17 protein-coding genes are annotated in these 16,493 nt (G+C 68.2%); 7 read left to right on the forward strand and 10 right to left on the reverse strand.

Annotation, left to right across the window (positions count from 1 at the left end):
* Positions 1-6 precede the first annotated feature (6 nt).
* The 3 genes from AC1DMQ_RS04190 to AC1DMQ_RS04200 form a co-directional block, all read right to left on the reverse strand.
* The gene (locus tag AC1DMQ_RS04190) at positions 7-465 is read right to left on the reverse strand and encodes a very short patch repair endonuclease (protein ID WP_477032296.1); all 459 of its coding nucleotides are present in this window, start codon (positions 463-465) and stop codon (positions 7-9) included.
* 31 nt (positions 466-496) lie between these two features.
* Positions 497-1,483 (reverse strand): cysteine synthase A, encoded by a 987-nt coding sequence (gene cysK / locus AC1DMQ_RS04195; protein ID WP_477032297.1) that lies wholly within the window; start codon positions 1,481-1,483, stop codon positions 497-499.
* A gap of 78 nt (positions 1,484-1,561) precedes the next feature.
* Positions 1,562-2,701, reverse strand: coding sequence for a DNA cytosine methyltransferase (locus AC1DMQ_RS04200; RefSeq protein WP_477032298.1), 1,140 nt, complete (start codon positions 2,699-2,701; stop codon positions 1,562-1,564).
* A 123-nt stretch (positions 2,702-2,824) separates the two neighbouring features.
* On the opposite strand from AC1DMQ_RS04200, the gene AC1DMQ_RS04205 reads away from it, so the two are divergent.
* Complete coding sequence (locus AC1DMQ_RS04205; RefSeq protein WP_477032299.1) at positions 2,825-3,199, forward strand: hypothetical protein; 375 nt, start codon at positions 2,825-2,827, stop codon at positions 3,197-3,199.
* Positions 3,200-3,210: 11 nt separating this feature from the next.
* On the opposite strand, the gene AC1DMQ_RS04210 is transcribed toward AC1DMQ_RS04205, so the two are convergent.
* Together AC1DMQ_RS04210 and AC1DMQ_RS04215 are read right to left on the reverse strand one after the other, a co-directional pair.
* The gene (locus AC1DMQ_RS04210; RefSeq protein WP_477032300.1) at positions 3,211-3,351 is read right to left on the reverse strand and encodes a hypothetical protein; all 141 of its coding nucleotides are present in this window, start codon (positions 3,349-3,351) and stop codon (positions 3,211-3,213) included.
* A 244-nt stretch (positions 3,352-3,595) separates the two neighbouring features.
* On the reverse strand, positions 3,596-4,783 hold the full coding sequence (locus AC1DMQ_RS04215; protein ID WP_477032301.1) for an acetyl-CoA C-acyltransferase: 1,188 nt from the start codon (positions 4,781-4,783) through the stop codon (positions 3,596-3,598).
* Positions 4,784-5,118: 335 nt separating this feature from the next.
* On the opposite strand from AC1DMQ_RS04215, the gene AC1DMQ_RS04220 reads away from it, so the two are divergent.
* Complete coding sequence (locus AC1DMQ_RS04220) at positions 5,119-7,500, forward strand: TonB-dependent receptor (RefSeq protein ID WP_477032302.1); 2,382 nt, start codon at positions 5,119-5,121, stop codon at positions 7,498-7,500.
* A gap of 95 nt (positions 7,501-7,595) precedes the next feature.
* Here AC1DMQ_RS04220 and AC1DMQ_RS04225 read toward each other — a convergent pair whose 3' ends face one another.
* The 5 genes from AC1DMQ_RS04225 to AC1DMQ_RS04245 all read right to left on the reverse strand — a co-directional run bounded on the left by AC1DMQ_RS04225 (position 7,596) and on the right by AC1DMQ_RS04245 (position 11,736).
* The gene (locus AC1DMQ_RS04225) at positions 7,596-8,015 is read right to left on the reverse strand and encodes a YybH family protein (RefSeq protein WP_477032303.1); all 420 of its coding nucleotides are present in this window, start codon (positions 8,013-8,015) and stop codon (positions 7,596-7,598) included.
* 53 nt (positions 8,016-8,068) lie between these two features.
* Positions 8,069-8,764, reverse strand: a complete 696-nt coding sequence (locus AC1DMQ_RS04230; protein WP_477032304.1) for a TPM domain-containing protein — start codon at positions 8,762-8,764, stop codon at positions 8,069-8,071.
* Positions 8,764-9,549, reverse strand: a complete 786-nt coding sequence (locus tag AC1DMQ_RS04235) for a TPM domain-containing protein (RefSeq protein WP_477032305.1) — start codon at positions 9,547-9,549, stop codon at positions 8,764-8,766. The genes AC1DMQ_RS04230 and AC1DMQ_RS04235 overlap by 1 nt, the downstream gene beginning before the upstream one ends.
* A 70-nt stretch (positions 9,550-9,619) precedes the next feature.
* Complete coding sequence (locus AC1DMQ_RS04240) at positions 9,620-10,264, reverse strand: LemA family protein (RefSeq protein WP_477032306.1); 645 nt, start codon at positions 10,262-10,264, stop codon at positions 9,620-9,622.
* 179 nt (positions 10,265-10,443) lie between these two features.
* Positions 10,444-11,736 (reverse strand): acyl-CoA dehydrogenase family protein, encoded by a 1,293-nt coding sequence (locus tag AC1DMQ_RS04245; RefSeq protein WP_477032307.1) that lies wholly within the window; start codon positions 11,734-11,736, stop codon positions 10,444-10,446.
* Positions 11,737-11,960: 224 nt separating this feature from the next.
* Here AC1DMQ_RS04245 and AC1DMQ_RS04250 point away from each other — a divergent pair, with 224 nt between their 5' ends.
* From AC1DMQ_RS04250 to atpA, 5 genes are all read left to right on the forward strand, one after another.
* On the forward strand, positions 11,961-13,154 hold the full coding sequence (locus AC1DMQ_RS04250; protein WP_477032504.1) for an NAD(P)/FAD-dependent oxidoreductase: 1,194 nt from the start codon (positions 11,961-11,963) through the stop codon (positions 13,152-13,154).
* A 230-nt stretch (positions 13,155-13,384) separates the two neighbouring features.
* Positions 13,385-13,720, forward strand: a complete 336-nt coding sequence (locus AC1DMQ_RS04255) for a DUF8200 family protein (RefSeq protein ID WP_477032308.1) — start codon at positions 13,385-13,387, stop codon at positions 13,718-13,720.
* A 165-nt stretch (positions 13,721-13,885) separates the two neighbouring features.
* Positions 13,886-14,137, forward strand: a complete 252-nt coding sequence (locus AC1DMQ_RS04260) for a hypothetical protein (RefSeq protein ID WP_477032309.1) — start codon at positions 13,886-13,888, stop codon at positions 14,135-14,137.
* A gap of 211 nt (positions 14,138-14,348) precedes the next feature.
* A complete protein-coding gene (locus AC1DMQ_RS04265) occupies positions 14,349-14,903 on the forward strand; it encodes a F0F1 ATP synthase subunit delta (protein ID WP_477032310.1) in 555 nt (184 codons plus the stop codon).
* A 50-nt stretch (positions 14,904-14,953) separates the two neighbouring features.
* Positions 14,954-16,486 (forward strand): F0F1 ATP synthase subunit alpha, encoded by a 1,533-nt coding sequence (gene atpA, locus AC1DMQ_RS04270; RefSeq protein ID WP_028038868.1) that lies wholly within the window; start codon positions 14,954-14,956, stop codon positions 16,484-16,486.
* Positions 16,487-16,493 lie beyond the last annotated feature (7 nt).

The raw sequence follows: 16,493 nt of genomic DNA on the forward strand, positions 1-16,493 counted from the left end.
TTCCCCCTAGGGGGGCGGACAGGCGGCGGAGCCGCCAGGCGGGGGCAAGGGTTCGGTGGCGTGGAGCACCTCGGCAAGCCTCTCCCGCAACGCCTCGTGATCCTTCATCTGGCACTCCCACACCGTCTCCACGCGCCAGCCGGCGGCGGTCAGGTCGGCGAGGTTCCGTGCGTCGCGCGCTTTGTTACGACCGAGCTTGGCCAGCCAGTAGTCGCGATTGGCCTTGGGCACGCGAGAGCCCCGCGCGCAGTCGTGGCCGTGCCAGAAGCAGCCGTGGACGAAGATCGCCAGTCGCCGGCCCGGCATCGCCACGTCGGGCGAGCCGGGCAGGTCCTTGCGGTGCAGGCGGTAGCGCGCGCCCAGGCCGGTTAGCAGGCGGCGCAGCAGCAGCTCTGGCTTGGTGTCCCGGCTCTTGATCCGGGCCATGACAGCCGAGCGCTTGGCGGGGTCGAAGACGTCGCTCATGGCGTCCTAACGTCCCCGCCTCGAGCTTGGATCAGAGGCCCTCGAACAACGCCGTCGACAGATAGCGTTCGGCGAAGCTGGGGATGATCGCCACGATCAGCTTGCCGGCGTATTCGTCGCGCAGGGCCAGGTCGAAGGCCGCGGTCAGGGCCGCGCCGGAGCTGATGCCGACCGGCAGGCCCTCGGTCGAGGCCGCCTTGCGGGCCATGGCGAAGCTGTCGTCGTTGCTCACCTGGATGACCTCGTCGATCACCCCGCGGTCGAGGATGCCCGGCACGAAGCCGGCGCCGATGCCCTGGATCTTGTGCGGGCCGGGCGCGCCGCCCGACAGCACGGCCGAGGCTTCCGGCTCGACCGCGACCATCTTCACCGACGGCTTGCGGGCCTTCAGCACCTGGCCGACGCCCGAGATGGTGCCGCCGGTGCCGACGCCCGAGACCACGGCGTCGACGGCGCCGGCCGTGTCGTTCCAGATCTCCTCGGCCGTCGAGACGCGGTGGATCAGCGGGTTGGCGGTGTTCTCGAACTGCTGGGGCATCACCGCGCCGGGGGTGGCCTCGATGATCTCCTGGGCCCGGGCGACGGCGCCGCGCATGCCCTTCTCGGCCGGGGTCAGCTCCAGCTTGGCGCCCAGCAGCAGCAGCATCTTGCGGCGTTCGATCGACATGCTCTCGGGCATGACCAAGGTCAGCTTGTAACCCTTGGCGGCGGCCACGAAGGCCAGGGCGATGCCGGTGTTGCCGCTGGTCGGCTCGACGATCACGCCGCCCGGCTTCAGCAGGCCCTTGGCCTCCAGATACTCGATCATCGCCACGCCGATGCGGTCCTTGACCGAGGCCAGCGGGTTGAAGAACTCCAGCTTGGCCACGACCGTGCCCTTGGGCTTCAGCTCGGCGGTCAGGTTGGGCAGCCGGACCAGCGGCGTGTCGCCGACCGTGTCGAGGATCGAGTCGAAGATCTTGCCGCGCCCGGCGCGCTTGAACCGCGCGGCGTCGTAGATCGAGGAGGCGTCGTCCATGGGAAGTCTCGCTTGGTGTGGGATTGTCGGCCCTGGGGTTAATCCACCTTAGGCCGTGGGTTTTGGCGTGTCAGCGGCTCATTCGGCGGCGAGCGACGCAGATTTCCTGAGGGCGAGCGGAGTCAAAAGCCGTTCGGACAGCCAGCGCACCACCGGGGCGGCCACGCCGTCGCCGATCACGTGCAGGCCGGCGGTGGCGCTCCTGGGCAGGCGGTAGGCGTCGGGCAGGCCCATCAGCCGGGCGCCCTCGCGCGGGCTGAGCAGGCGCGAGCGCACCTGGCCCTTGTCGATCACCAGCAGGGTCTGGCGCGAGGAGCCGCCGCGCGGGGTGCGCAGGCAGCCGGCCAGGCCGTCGAAGCGCACCTCGGCCCGCTGCTCTCCGCCGCGCATCCGCCGGAAGACGGCTCCGACCGCGCGCTCGCCGCTCTGGACACGGGCCTCGACGGCGGCGCGGTGAAGCGGCGCCATCAGGTCGAGCAGGGTTTGGGTGGCTTCGTCCGTCCGCCAGTTCACCTGGTCGTCGGGTTCGAGCAGGGCGGAAAGGTCGGTGTTGCGAGCGGGCGGGGCGTCCAGGCCCCACCAGGTCCAGGCCGCCTGCAGCTCGGCGGGCAGGCGGGCGTGGGCCTCGCGCACGGCGCGGGTCTGGAACGGGCTTGGCCCCGTCAGGCCGTCGGCCGGCAGGCGGGTGGCGATCACGAACACCCGGGGCCGCGACTGCGGGACGAAGCGAGCGGCGTCGATCTCCAGGGCGCCGAAGCGGTAGCCCTGGTCGCAGAGCGCGCGGCACAGGGCCGTGAAGTCGGCCCCGCCGTGCGAGGTCAGCAGGCCGACGACGTTCTCGACCACCACCGTGTCGGGCCCGCGCCTCTCGGCGTTCAGCGCCTCCATCAGCTTCCAGAAACCGAAGAAGGCCGAGGAGCGTCCGCCCTGCAGGCCCGCCCGGGCGCCGGCCAGGCTGAAGTCCTGACAGGGGCTGGAGGCCCAGGCGAGATCGGCTTGGCCGGGCAGGTCGGCGGGCGCGATCTTCCAGACGTCGCCCTCGTGGAAATGAGATGCCGCGTCCGCATGGTTGTCGCGATAGGTCGCGGCCTTGACCGGATCGAAGTCGTTGGCGAACGCGCAGGTCCAGGCGTCGCCCAGGCCCAGGCGCGCCATCCCGCCGCCGGCGAAGAATTCGTAGAAGGAAGGGCCCGAGGCGCTGGAAGCGTTCCGATTCATCGCGGGGGAGTCTAGCGTGAGCCGCCCCCTCTTAGATATAGGGCCAGGGATAGCGCCGCCATGCTTCGTTCCGCCGCCGCCGTTTGTTCGGTCCTGTTGCTTTCCGCTTGCGGTGAGGCCCCGATGGGCGCGTCCGAGGGGGCGTCGAGCGCGCCGGCCGATGCGCCGGCCTCGGCGCCGCCCGGACCGGACTTCTCCGGCGACTTCGTCCTGATCGGCGCCGAGCCGTTCTGGGGCGGGCGAATCCAGAGCGACGGCCTGACCCTGTCGCGGGCCGGCCAGCCGGACGTCAGCGCGGCCAACACCGGCGTGCGCGTCGAGGGCGACGTTGGCGTGTGGGGCGTGGGCGGACTGGTGTTCAAGTTGCGGCCCGAGCCCTGCTCGGACGGCATGTCGGACCGTCGCTACGACTATCGCGCCGAGGTGACGCTCAACGGTCAGACCCTGAAGGGCTGCGCGGCGGCGCCGGTGGACCTGCAGGCCCAGCCGGATCCCTAGTGCCTCAGGTCTTAGTTGCCGACGTCCATCAGCTCGTAGTGACCGCGCGCGTCCAGGTTCTGGCGAATGGCGCCGGGGACGGGCAGCAGCAGGCCGATCGAGACGGCGGCGACGGTGGCGAGGGCGAAGAGGGCCTTGACGGTGGAAGCCATGGCGGCGGGTCCTGGTTGGATGATCTCCGCCGAGGGGCGGCTTATCGGCAACAGAGATGGTTGCGGTTTGCCGGCGTTCAAGAGGGTCTCGGCCCCGCATCCCAAAATTCGTTGATCGCCGTTTTTCGGACCCGTCGTCCGGCTCATATGGGACCCCGAACGCAAAACGCCACCGGGCGCGAACCCGGTGGCGTCTCGTGGATGAGTCGGGGACAGGCGCATGCGCCTGCCCCCAGTCGTGGCTCTAGAAGATCTCGAACAGCCCGGCCGCGCCCATGCCGCCGCCGATGCACATGGTCACCACGCCCAGCTTGGCCTTGCGGCGCTTGCCTTCCAGCAGCAGGTGGCCGGCGCAGCGGGCGCCGGTCATGCCGAACGGGTGGCCGATGGCGATCGAGCCGCCGTTGACGTTGTACTTCTCCGGATCGATGCCCAGGCGGTCGCGGCTGTAGAGGCACTGCGAGGCGAAGGCCTCGTTCAGCTCCCACAGGTCGATGTCGTCGACCTTCAGGCCGTGGCGTTCCAGCAGGCGCGGCACGGCGAAGACCGGGCCGATGCCCATTTCGTCGGGCTCGCAGCCGGCGATGGCGAAGCCCTTGAACAGGCCCAGGGGCTCCAGGCCGCGACGGGCCGCTTCCTTGGCTTCCATCACCACCACGGCGGCGGCGCCGTCCGACAGCTGGCTGGCGTTGCCCGCGGTGACGAAGTTGCCCGGGCCCTTGACGGGCTCCAGCTTGACCAGGCCCTCGAGGGTGGTCTCCGGACGATTGCACTCGTCCTTGGTGACCACGTAGTCGACCAGGCTCTCTTCCTTGGTCTCCTTGTTGACCACCTTCATCTTGGTGGCCATCGGCACGATCTCGTCGTCGAACAATCCGGCGGCCTGGGCGGCGGCGATCCGCTGCTGGCTGCGCAGCGAATATTCGTCCTGGTACTCGCGGCTGATGTTGTAGCGCTTGGCCACGATGTCGGCGGTGTCGATCATCGCCATCCACAGGGCCGGCTTCTCGCGCATCAGCTTTTCTTCGGTGATGTGGAAGCGGTTCATGTGACCGCCGCCCTGGACCAGCGAGATCGACTCCACCCCGCCGCCGATGGCGACCGGGGCGCCGTCGTTGCGCACGTAGTTGGCGGCGGTGGCGATGGCCTGCAGGCCCGAGGAGCAGAAGCGGTTGACGGTCTGGCCCGAGGTGGTGACCGGCAGGCCGGCCCAGATGGCGGCGTTGCGCGCGACGTTCATGCCGGTGGCGCCCTCGGGGCCGCCGCAGCCCAGGACGACATCTTCCACTTCCGGGCCTTCCAGGCCCGCTCGGCTGACGGCGTGCTGGATGGCGTGGCCGGCCATGGCCGCGCCGTGGGTGTTGTTGAACCCGCCGCGGTTGGACTTGGCCAGGCCGGTCCGGGCGTAAGAGACGATGACCGCTTCGCGCATTTGGGCGCACTCCCCTTTAAAACGTTAGTTTGAATTGGGGCCACCCTAGACCGGGATTTCCGTCCGCGAAAGGTCACGCGAACGTAAAGCGATGCGGTCGACGGTTGCGGCAATGCTTGCCAGGCAAGAGCTTCAAAGCTTGAGCATTCCCCAGCGTCATCCTGAAGAGAAGTCGGGACATTGTTGCCCGCAATCCACTCTTCTTCAGAAAGGTTCGTGCGCCGACGCTCTGATCTAGTTTGCCGTTGACTTTCGATGATTCGGGCAAGAACGCTCAGGTTGTGGCCCATAACTATAATCTAATGGCCGCTAAAAACATAAGCGGGAGGAATTTCATGCGCCCTGTAATCCGTCGCCGGCATTCGCTGCTGGCCGCCACCGCCCTGGCGGCCTCGATCGCCGCCCTGCCGGCGATCGCCAGCGCCCAGCAGTCCAACAACACCGTCGAGGAACTGATCGTCACCGCCACCAAGCGCGACGCGACCATCCTCGACGTGCCGTTCTCGATCAACGCCCAGACCCAGGCCGACATCCAGAAGTCGGGGGCGGTCACCCTCGAGGACCTGTCGCGCAACGTCGCCAGCCTGACGATCCAGAACCTCGGCCCAGGCCAGAGCCAGGTGTCGGTGCGCGGCGTCTCGGCCGGCCAGGTGGTCCGCGACCAGCCGGGCGTGAAGGAGCAGGTCGGGGTCTATCTCGACGAGTCGGTGATCTCGCTGTCGCTGTTCACGCCCGACGTCGACCTGTTCGACCTGAACCGGGTGGAGACCCTGCGCGGCCCGCAAGGCACGCTGTTCGGCTCGGGCTCGGTCGGCGGCACCATCCGCTACATCACCAACCAGCCCAAGCTGGGCGCCTACGAGGGCGTGGTCGAGGCCAACGTCAACGTGTTGGATGGCGGCGACGTCGGCGGCTACATCAAGGGCGCGGTCAACCTGCCGCTGTCGGACAAGGCGGCCCTGCGGATCGTCGGCTACGACACCGAATATGCCGGCTTCGTCGATGCGCTGGGCGAAAACGGGACCAAGAAGAAGAACGTCAACGACGGCAATCGCCGCGGCGGCCGGGTCTCGCTGCTGATCGAGCCGACCGAGAACATCAGCATCACCCCACGCCTAGTCTATCAGGAAATCCACGCCGGCGGCTTCAACCGCCAGGAAGCGTTCAACCTGTTCGCCAACCCCTTCACCACCACCCGCCCGGCCATCACCCTGGGCAAGCGCGAGCAGTACCTGCTGCTGGACGAGAGCTTCGGCGACAAGACGTTCCTGGGCGACCTGACCGCCTCGTTCGGCTTCGGCGGCATGGAGCTGACCTCGGTCACCAGCTACATCGACCGCAAGATCGACGTGAACCGCGACGCCAGCGCCCTGAGCGGCAGCGTCTCGGTGGACCTGGGCTTCCCGGACGCGGCGGTCACCCTGCCGTCCAAGCTCGTCGACACCACCGACCTGGAGCAATTCACCCAGGAAGTGCGCCTGGGCTCGGACAACGACAGCCCGTTCCAGTGGCTGGTCGGCGCGTTCTATTCGAAGGTCGACCGGGTCTATAACCAGCGCCTGCCGACGCCCGGCTACGACGCCTATACCGACGCCACCCTGGGCGCGGGCACCTCGGCCGCCGTGGCCAACGGCTTCCCGGCCAACTCGCCCTACAACGCCTCGCTGCCCTACGACATCAAGCAGAAGGCGGTGTTCGGCGAGGCCAGCTACGAGATCGACAAGCTGACCATCACGGCCGGCGGCCGCTACTACGACTTCAAGGAAGAGCGCCGGTTCACCTCGGGCGGCCTGTTCGCCAACGGCGACGACCAGACCGACAAGACCTCGTCCGACGGTTTCACCCCGCGCCTGCTGGTCAGCTACAAGGCCAACTCCGACCTGACCTTCAACGCCCAGGCCTCCAAGGGCTTCCGGTTGGGCGGGGTCAACGACCCGCTGAACCTGCCGCTGTGCTCGCCGCAGGACGAGGCCATCTTCGGCGGCTACCAGTCGTATGACGACGAGACGCTGTGGAACTACGAGACCGGGATCAAGTCGCGGTTCGGGCGCTTCAGCTTCAACGGGGCGGCCTTCTACACCGACATCAAGAACCTGCAGACCACCCTGGACGCCGGCTCGTGCTCGTCGCGCGTGGTGTTCAACGTGCCCAAGGCCCACACCATGGGGCTGGAGGGCGAGCTGACGGCCCGCCTGGCCGAGGGCTTGGACATCGGGATCTCGGGCAGCGTGCTGCAGGCCGAGTTCGACACCACGGTCACGGACGGCACGGGCGCGATCATCGGCGGCATCCGCGAAGGCAACCGCCTGCCCTCGGTGCCCAACTTCCAGATCTCGTTCAACGCCACCTATACGCGGACCCTGACCGACACCATGGACGGCTACATCACCGCCTCGTTCCAGCACGTGGGCAGCCGTTACACCCAGGCCAGCGACCAGGAGGACAATCCGCGCTCGTTCGTCTCGGGCCTGCCTTTCGGCGGGGCTTCGGGCAATAACGCCACCATCGTGGACCTGAAGCTGCCGGAGTACGACCTGATCAACCTCAGCGCCGGCCTGCAGATGGACAACGGCCTGGACATCATCGCCTACGTCAACAACCTGACCGACGAAAACGCCCTGCTGTCGTTCGACCGCGAACGCGGCGGCCGGGCGCGACTGGGCTACACGATCGGCCAGCCCCGCACCGCCGGGGTGACGGTCCGCAAGTCGTTCTAGGTGGAGCCGGGGACATGCCCTCGCGGCGTGTCCCCGTTTTCACGCGCGGCGCTGGTCTTTGGGGACACGCCGCAAGGGCGTGTCCCCCATCCCAGCTATTTCTGGGCCTGAGGTTCGGTCAGGAGATCGGCGTGGCGGTGGATCATCTTCCAGTCGCCGTCCTCGCGGCGGAAGATCTCGGTGACCCGCAGGTGCATTTCGGCCGGTTCGTCCTGGCCGGCGAACCGGACGGACGCGTGCTGCAGGCCGGTCCAGTAGGCCAGGTCGCCGCTGGCCTGGCTGTGCAGGATCTCCAGCGTCGTCTCGCCGCCGGCCTCCATGCTTCGGGCGCCGCGGGCGTTGACCGCGGTCACGTGGCCGGCGCCCTGCTCGCGCCCGCCCCTCGGCGGAAAGAAGGTGGCCGGATTGGCCTGGGCGGCGATCTCGCCCAGCGGTCCGGCGTCGCCGTTGACATAGGCCTGGGCGACCTGGCGGCGCTGGTCGAGGAAGGCGGTGAAGTCGTCCTGATCGGTCATCGGAGCCTCCTGGTGCTAGGCCCAAAACGCGCGACGGCGCCGGAGGTTTTGCCCTAGCGCGGCAGAACGGTCAGTCCGTCCGGCAGTTCGTTGCTGTCGTCCGGGCGGGGCGGGATGTGGGCGGCCAGGATGGCGCCCGCCCGGGCGATGGCCGCCACGAAGCCGTCGGCGATCGCCCCGCGCTTGAGGCCGGCGACCAGGTCGGCCACCACCTCGTCCCAGACCGCCTTGGGCGCGGCGGCGTGAATGCCTTCGTCGGCGATCACCTCGACGCGGTGCTCGGCCAGGGCGGCGAAGATCAGCACGCCGGTGCGGTGACGGGTCAGGTGCAGGTCCTTGGTCAGGAAATAGTCCAGCGCCGCCTGGCGCACCCGGGCCTTCTTCACGGCGGCGGGGATCAGCGCGTGACGCACGGCGGGGATCCAGACCAGGGCGGCGACGACGGCGAAGATCGCCGCCTGCAGGCCGACATAGGTCAGCAGGGCCGACAGGATGGCGACGTCCTGGGCGGCGGCGTGGCCGATGCTCCAGCCGCCGAACAGGCGGCTCAGCATCTCGGGCCGGAAGCCGGCCAGCAGGGCCAGGGCCGGGACCAGCAGGGCCGCGCCGGTCGCCCAGATCAGCGGAACCGAACGGTCGTCGCCGACCTCTGGGGCCAGCACGCAATAGATCTCGCCGGCGGTGGTCTTCTCGGCGTCGGCCACGGCCTTGGCGATGCGGTCCTGGTCGGCTTGCGAAAGGCTTTTCATCACCAACTCCCCGAGGATCCGCCGCCGCCGAACGAACCGCCGCCGCCGGAGAAGCCGCCCCCTCCGCCGCCGCCGCTTCCGCCGCCGCCCCAGCCACCGCCACCGCCGCGGCCGCCGCTCAGCATGCCGTTCAGGATGATCCAGGGCAGGGCCGAACCCAGCCCGCCGCCCCGGCCGCCCCGACCGCGCCGGCCGAAGATCTGGCTGAGCACGACGATGACGATGAACAGGATCAGCAGGGCCAGGATCGGCGAGGCGCCGGTGCTGCGCTCGGCCTCTTCCGAGACCTTGAACGCCTGCGCCGCCTTGGCCTTGGCCTCTTCGTCGGGGAGGGCCAGCTGCTCGATGACCGCGTCGGTCCCGGCGGTGACCCCGCCCTCCAGGTCGCCGGCCTTGAACTTGGGCAGGACGGCGGTCTGGATGATGACGCTGGACAGGGCGTCGGTCAGGATCGGTTCCAGACCGTAGCCGACCTCGAGGCGCACCTTGCGTTCGGTCGGGGCGACGATCAGCAGGGCGCCGGTGTTGGTCCCCTTCTGGCCGATGCCCCAGGTGCGGCCCAACTGGTAGCCGTAGTCCTCGATCTCGTAGCTTTGCAGGTCGGGCACGGTGGCCACCACCAGCTGGCGGCCGGTGGTCTTCTCCAGGTTTTCCAGCTTGGTCGTCAGCTCGGCCTCGACCTGCGGCGACAGGATGTTGGCGTTGTCGACGACGCGGCCGGTCAGAGCCGGGAAGGTGGGGCCGGCGGCCAGCGCGGGCGTCACGAACGCCAGGACAAGGGCCATCAATAGTCCGCTCATCCCGACGAACGTCGGGATCCAAGCCGATCGCCGGGATGAGCGGATGCAGAACACGCTAGTTCGCCGGGCCGGGCTGGGTGTTGGCCGACGGGGCCGGCGGGGCGCCGAAGTCGATGCTGGGCGCCGACTGGGCGTTGGCCGTGGCCTGGAACAGCTGGGCCGGCTTCTGGCTGCCGTACAGGGTCTTGGCCCAGATCACGCTCGGGAAGGTGCGCAGGGTGGTGTTGTAGACCTGGGCCGTCTGATTGTAGTCCCGCCGGGCGATCGAGATGCGGTTCTCGGTGCCTTCCAGCTGGCTCTGCAGGGCCAGGAAGTTCTGGTTGGACTTCAGCTCCGGATAGCTTTCCTGGATCATCATCAGCCGGCCCAGCACGCCCGACAGCTTGTCCTGGGCGGCGGAGTATTCGGCGAACTTGGCCGGGTCGGTGATGGTCGAGGCGTCGACCTTGACCTGGGTGGCGCTGGCCCGGGCCTGGGTGACCTCGACCAGGACGCCCTTCTCCTGGGCCGCGTAGCCTTTCACGGTCGCCACGAGGTTGGGGATCAGGTCGGCGCGGCGTTGATACTGGTTCTGCACCTCGGCCCAGGCGGTCTTGGTCGCCTCGTCCTGGGTGGGGATGGTGTTGATCCCGCAGCCGGCCAGGAACAGGCTCACGGCGATGACGGGGGCGAGACGGGTGAGGGTTCTGAGCATCCGCATGAAGTCCCTTCGGGCCTGATTGGATCCGGGCTTGGCGCCGGATGTCGTTCTTGGCGGTCGTTCGACGCACACTAAGGGCGAGCTTTACGTCGATGCAAACGCGATGACGACCTGCGCGTGCATTCTCTCGCAATGCGCGCATTTGTCATCCCGTAAACGGTAGAGGCGTGGTCGCGGCGCTAAAGATCGGCGAAAGCCGCCTTGCGCGGACCCATGTAACCGAACAGCCAGGCGGCGACCTTGCGCATCTGGATCTCCTCGCTGCCCTCGGTGATCCGGTAGCGGCGGTGGTGGCGATAGATGTGCTCGAACGGCTTGTGGCGCGAATAGCCGAGGCCGCCGTGCACCTGCATGGCCCGGTCGGCGGCCTCGCAGACCAGGCGGTTAGCCCAGTAGTTGCACATCGAGACCTTGTCGGAGAGCCGCTTCTCGACCTCCGGCTTGGTCATCTGGTCCATCTCCCAGGCGGTCTTGCGGATCAGCAGGCGCAGCATCTCGGCCTGGGTCGACAGCTCGACGATCGGGAACTGGATCGCCTGGTTCTCGGCCAGGGCCTTGCCGAACGGCTTGCGCGTGCGCGCGTACTTGATGCTCTCTTCTATGCAGAAGGTCGCCGCGCCCAGGCTGGAGGCCGCCTGGCGGATGCGGTTCTCGTGCACGAAGTGCTGGGCCAGGGCCAGGCCCCCGTCCTCCGGCCCGAACATCGCCTCGTCGGGCACCCAGACCTTGGTGAAGCTGACCCGGGGGTGGTCGGTGGGCATGTTGAAGGTCCAGAGGTACTCCTCGATCTTCACGCCGGGCGCGTGGGCGGGCACCAGGAAACAGGTGATGCCCTTGGCCGAACCGTCCTCGCCGCTGGTGCGGGCGAACAGGGCGCAGTGGGTGGCCGCGTGCATGCCGGTGGTCCACATCTTCTCGCCGTCGATCCGCCAGCCGCTCTGGCCGTGATGCGCCTCACGGACGGCGCGGGTCTCCATGAAGGTGGCGTCCGAACCGTGGTTGGGCTCCGTCAGGCCGAAGGTCGGGCGGAAGGCGTGGCGGTCCAGCATGTCGGGGATCAGGTGCTGCTGGTCGGGCCGGCCGAAGTCGCGGATCATCAGCACGAACGGGTTGTTGCCGACGATCGAGTGCTCGTTCTGCAGGTCGTTGAACAGGCCCAGGCCCTTGGCCGCCAGGTGCTCGCGGATCACCGCCATCCAGAGGTTCGAACCATCCTGGCCGCCATATTCCTTCGGCAGGGCGAAGCGGTAGTGGCCGGCGGCGTCGGCGATGCCCCGGGCCTTGCCCAGCAGCTCCTCCCACTCGCGGCGCGGCAGGCCGCCGCCGTCCCAGTCGGTGCGGGCCCATTCGCGGCGGTGGTCGAAGAAGCGCTCGTTGTCGTGCTCGGCCTGCAGGGGCGCGATCTTGTCGGCGATGAACGCGTCGAGCGTCGCCAGATAGGCCGTCAGTTCCGGCGGCAGGTTGAAATCCATGGCCGCGTCTCCCTATGGCTGGCCCCGTTCGGGCTCGTCTTAGGCGAGTATGAACCGCCGTTCGGGCTCGCCAAGTCTGACGTGACGGAACGCGGGCCGGGCCTGCCTTCCAGGCGGGCAGCGGGCGAGCGTCGCCGATCCTTGGCCTTCCATGGCTTGGCGTGGTGAAGGTCTGGCCGCTAGGGTCCGGCGCGAGCATGACCGGAGGAACGCGCGTGGGCCAGATGAGAACGAGCAACCGACGGGCCGTGCTGGCGGGACTGGGCGGACTGGGCGCGACCAGCCTGGCCGGGTGCGTGACGCAAGTTGGAGGGGCGGGGGGCGGAGCCTCCGGCCTGATCGCCCCGTCCCGTCCGGCCTTCGTCGTTCCGCCCCTGGCGCCGCTGCGGATGAGCGCCGATCGCATCACCAAGATCACCGTCTGCCTGCGGCCGTTCCGGGCGGCAGGACCAAGGCTGGACGTCGAAGACGTCAACGGCAAACGCGTGGTGCACAACTACGGCCACGGCGGCAGCGGTTGGTCGCTGTCGTGGGGCTCCAGCACCATCGCCGCCGGCAAGGCGCTGGAGGGCGGGACCAAGGAGGTCGCGGTGATCGGCTGCGGCGCCCTAGGCCTGACCTCGGCCCTGCTGCTGCAGCGGGCCGGCGCCAAGGTGACGATCTACGCCAAGGAGCGCACGCCCCAGACCCGCTCCTTCCGCGCCACCGGAACCTGGTCGCCGGACTCGCGCGTCGCCGACGCCGACAAGGTCGCGCCCGGCTTCCCGGCCCTGTGGGAGGAGATGGCCCGCACCTCCTACGCCACCTACCAGACCCTGCTGGGCCTGCCTGGCGAGCCGGTGTCGTGGAGCGACCGCTACACCCTGTTCGACGGCGCCGGCGAGAGCCGGCCCCATGTTGAAGGCAAGGTGCATTTCGCTGAGTACGGCGAACGCCTGCACGACATCGTGCCCGGCTTCCACGACCTGCCGGCCGGCTCGCATCCGTTCCCGGTCGGCCGCGTGCGGCACGGCACCTCGATGCAGTTCAACGTGACCGAGATGGCTCACATGCTGACCAGCGACTTCCTGGCCGAGGGCGGCAAGATCGTGGCCATGACCTTCGACACCCCCGCCGACCTGGCGCGGCTGAAGGAGCCGGTGGTGGTCAACTGCACCGGCTATGGCGCGCGGGCGCTGTGGAAGGACGAGACCATCACCCCGGTGCGCGGCCAGATCGCCTGGCTCGCCCCGCAGCCGGAGGTCCGCTACGGACTCTATTACAAGCACGTCTCGGTCCTGCCGCGTCCGGACGGCATCGTCGTTCAGCAGGTGGGCGACAGCGACATGTGGGGTTATGGCGTCGCCGAGGAGCGCCCCGACCGGGCGGAAGCCGAGAACGCCGTGGCGACAATCGCGGGGCTCTACGCCAAGGTGTAGGGCGTCGCTCGGCGACTCTCGCGTGAAACAAGCGTTTCATTAAAAAATGCTCATGCGAAATACTTTTCGCTTGCGCTATTTCTGAACACTGATATCTAAGCAGTGCTTAGTTCTGATCCGAAGCGTCGGTGGGGATACCGATGCTGACATCCCCGGGTCGGGGCGCCCAGTACAGCTTTTCGCCGATCATCGATCATTCCAACTCCCTGAATACGCTGGAGGGCTTTCCCATGAAGCTCCAATCCCTGGCGGCTGTCGCCGCTCTGACCACCTGCCTGTTCGCCGGCTCGGCCTTCGCCGACGGCCGCATCGCGGTCGCCCTGGAAAACCCGGTCGCCGCCAAGACCAAGGTCGTCGCCGGCGGCGCGGTCTTCATCTGCGACGGCGCCGAATGCGTCTCGGCCGCCGCCCCGTCGCGGGCCCTGACCGCCGTGGCGTGCAAGGCGCTCGCCAAGGAAGTCGGCCCCGTGGCGGCTTTCGGCGGCGAGACCAAGTCGCTGGACGCCGACGACCTGACCCGCTGCAACGCCTCGGCCAAGGCCGGCGTGCAGACGGCCGCGAAGTAAGACTCTCTAGTACCCGGACGCTTTTTGGGGCTCCCCCGCCCCGTCCGGCTGTTTCCTCGAACATTCGCCTGATGGGGCGGCGGACCGGTTCCGCCGCCCTTTTTCTTTGTCCCCCGCCATGGGGCCCTCTTTATTATTAGGCAGGGTTAGGACTATGGGACCGCTATGACCGCCTCGACCGCCGCCCTGCTGGAAGACGCCCTGCGCAAGATCGCCGGGCCCGACGCCGAACCCACCTCGATGACCGTCGACTACGGCGCGGCCCCCCTCTCTTCCAAGGGCCAGCCGCACGCCAGCAAAGCCTGGATCGAGCGTTCGACCCGCAGCCTGGTCTTCGCCCAGGCCGAGGCCCGTACCGAGGATGGGAGCCTGGTCGCCGCGGCCTCGGCGGTGTTCCGCAGGGTCACCCAAGCCTAGCCACACCTGTTTTACGAAACCGCGCCCCTCCTTACGCATTGGCCTTGGTTGCGACTGCGAAGGCTGCGTGTTATCAGGCGCGCGGCTTCGGACAGGGCAGCGCGTCAGCGCCGGCCGTCCATGCGCTTTTCTAGAGCGCGCTCAAGCCTTTAAGCCGGGACGAGGGTTAATCTTCTTGTCCGCGGCGATTGCAACGCACCGGGCGGAACAAGTGGCGGACGAAACCAAGGCGACGGATGCGGGTCAGCGCTATGCGCAGTCCCTGTTCGAACTGACGATCGAGAGCAACCAGCTGACCAAGGTCGAAGGCGACCTGAAGGAGCTGCGCGCCATGGTGGCCGGCAGCGCCGACCTACGCCGCCTGATCGAAAGCCCGGCCTTCTCGGCCGAGGACAAGGCCAAGGGCCTGACCGCCGTCGCCGCCAAGGCCAAGTTCCAGCTGCTGACCGCCAAGTTCCTGGGCCTCGTCGCCAGCAACGGCCGCGCTGGCGATCTGCTGGGCGCCATCAGCGCCTTCATCGAGCTGTCGGCCGTCCATCGCGGCGTCGTCACCGCCGAAGTCACGACCGCCAAGGCCCTGACCGCCGCCCAGCTGAAGGGCGTGTCGGCCGCGGTCGCCACCGCCGTCGGCAAGACCCCCGAAATCTCGACCCGCGTCGATCCGTCCATCCTGGGCGGCATCAAGGTGCGTGTCGGCTCCCGCCTGTTCGACGCTTCGCTCCGTTCGAAGCTCGATTCCCTGAAATTCGCCCTGAAGCGCGCCTAAACCTCTATAAGCGCGTCAAAAGATAAAATCGCAGAGAGCCCAAGACAGCCATGGACATCCGCGCCGCCGAAATCTCGGCCATCCTCAAGTCGCAGATCGCCAATTTCGGCGAAGAAGCCGCCGTTTCGGACGTCGGCCAGGTGCTGTCCGTCGGTGACGGCATCGCCCGCATCTACGGTCTGGACAACGTCCAGGCCGGCGAAATGGTCGAGTTCCCGAAAGCCGGCGTGAAGGGCATGGCCCTGAACCTCGAGCGCGACAATGTCGGCGCCGTGATCTTCGGCCAGGACCAGGCCATCAAGGAAGGCGACGAAGTCCGTCGTCTGGGCGAGATCGTCGACGTGCCGGTCGGCCGTGGCCTGCTGGGCCGCGTCGTCAACCCGCTGGGCGAGCCGATCGACGGCAAGGGCCCGATCGTTTCGACCGAGCGTCGCCGCGTCGACGTCAAGGCTCCGGGCATCATCCCGCGCAAGTCGGTGCACGAGCCCGTGCAGACCGGCCTGAAGTCGATCGACACCCTGATCCCCGTCGGCCGCGGCCAGCGCGAACTGATCATCGGTGACCGTCAGACCGGCAAGACCGCCGTCGCCATCGACACCATCCTGAACCAGAAGGCCGCCAACGCCGGCAAGGACGAGAGCGCCAAGCTCTATTGCGTCTACGTCGCCATCGGCCAGAAGCGTTCGACCGTCGCCCAGATCGTCAAGACGCTCGAAGAGCACGGCGCGCTGGAATACACGATCGTCGTCGTGGCCTCCGCCTCGGAGCCGGCCCCGCTGCAGTACCTGGCCCCGTTCTCGGGCTGCGCCATGGGCGAGTGGTTCCGCGACAACGGCCTGCACGGCCTGATCATCTACGACGACCTGTCCAAGCAAGCCGTCGCCTACCGCCAGATGTCGCTGCTGCTGCGCCGTCCGCCGGGCCGCGAAGCCTATCCGGGCGACGTCTTCTATCTGCACAGCCGCCTGCTGGAACGCGCCGCCAAGCTGAACGAAGACAACGGTTCGGGCTCGCTGACGGCTCTGCCGATCATCGAAACCCAGGCCAACGACGTGTCGGCCTACATCCCGACCAACGTGATCTCGATCACCGACGGCCAGATCTTCCTGGAAACCGACCTGTTCTACCAGGGCATCCGCCCGGCCGTGAACGTCGGCATCTCGGTGTCGCGCGTCGGTTCGTCGGCCCAGATCAAGGCCATGAAGCAAGTCGCCGGCGCGATTAAGGGCGAACTGGCCCAGTATCGCGAAATGGCCGCCTTCGCGAAGTTCGGCTCGGACCTGGACGCTTCGACCCAGAAGCTGCTGGCCCGCGGCGAGCGCCTGACCGAGCTGCTGAAGCAGCCGCAATACGCGCCGCAAGCCGTCGAAGAGCAGGTCTGCGTGATCTACGCCGGCACCCGCGGCTATCTCGACAAGATCCCGACCTCGTCGGTCCGTCGCTTCGAGAGCGAGCTGCTGGCCCGTCTGCACAGCCAGCACAAGGACCTGCTGGACGGCATCCGCACCAAGAAGGCCCTCGACAAGGACCTGGAGAACACGCTGAAGAGCGTGCTCGACAGCTTCTCGGCGACCTTTGCCTAGCTGATCG

This window comes from Caulobacter sp. 05L422 (assembly GCF_056397765.1).

Excerpts from the sequence above, each read along its gene's own strand:
- AC1DMQ_RS04225 (WP_477032303.1), bottom strand. The coding sequence starts at position 8,015 with ATGACCGATCAGGACGACTTCACCGCCTTCCTCGACCAGCGCCGCCAG.
- AC1DMQ_RS04245 (WP_477032307.1), bottom strand. The coding sequence starts at position 11,736 with ATGGATTTCAACCTGCCGCCGGAACTGACGGCCTATCTGGCGACGCTC.
- AC1DMQ_RS04205 (WP_477032299.1), top strand. The coding sequence starts at position 2,825 with ATGGGCGCGTCCGAGGGGGCGTCGAGCGCGCCGGCCGATGCGCCGGCC.
- AC1DMQ_RS04215 (WP_477032301.1), bottom strand. The coding sequence starts at position 4,783 with ATGCGCGAAGCGGTCATCGTCTCTTACGCCCGGACCGGCCTGGCCAAG.
- AC1DMQ_RS04190 (WP_477032296.1), bottom strand. The coding sequence starts at position 465 with ATGAGCGACGTCTTCGACCCCGCCAAGCGCTCGGCTGTCATGGCCCGG.
- cysK (WP_477032297.1), bottom strand. The coding sequence starts at position 1,483 with ATGGACGACGCCTCCTCGATCTACGACGCCGCGCGGTTCAAGCGCGCC.
- AC1DMQ_RS04200 (WP_477032298.1), bottom strand. The coding sequence starts at position 2,701 with ATGAATCGGAACGCTTCCAGCGCCTCGGGCCCTTCCTTCTACGAATTC.
- AC1DMQ_RS04230 (WP_477032304.1), bottom strand. The coding sequence starts at position 8,764 with ATGAAAAGCCTTTCGCAAGCCGACCAGGACCGCATCGCCAAGGCCGTG.
- AC1DMQ_RS04210 (WP_477032300.1), bottom strand. The coding sequence starts at position 3,351 with ATGGCTTCCACCGTCAAGGCCCTCTTCGCCCTCGCCACCGTCGCCGCC.
- atpA (WP_028038868.1), top strand. The coding sequence starts at position 14,954 with ATGGACATCCGCGCCGCCGAAATCTCGGCCATCCTCAAGTCGCAGATC.
- AC1DMQ_RS04235 (WP_477032305.1), bottom strand. The coding sequence starts at position 9,549 with ATGGCCCTTGTCCTGGCGTTCGTGACGCCCGCGCTGGCCGCCGGCCCC.
- AC1DMQ_RS04260 (WP_477032309.1), top strand. The coding sequence starts at position 13,886 with ATGACCGCCTCGACCGCCGCCCTGCTGGAAGACGCCCTGCGCAAGATC.
- AC1DMQ_RS04250 (WP_477032504.1), top strand. The coding sequence starts at position 11,961 with ATGAGAACGAGCAACCGACGGGCCGTGCTGGCGGGACTGGGCGGACTG.
- AC1DMQ_RS04240 (WP_477032306.1), bottom strand. The coding sequence starts at position 10,264 with ATGCGGATGCTCAGAACCCTCACCCGTCTCGCCCCCGTCATCGCCGTG.
- AC1DMQ_RS04220 (WP_477032302.1), top strand. The coding sequence starts at position 5,119 with ATGCGCCCTGTAATCCGTCGCCGGCATTCGCTGCTGGCCGCCACCGCC.
- AC1DMQ_RS04255 (WP_477032308.1), top strand. The coding sequence starts at position 13,385 with ATGAAGCTCCAATCCCTGGCGGCTGTCGCCGCTCTGACCACCTGCCTG.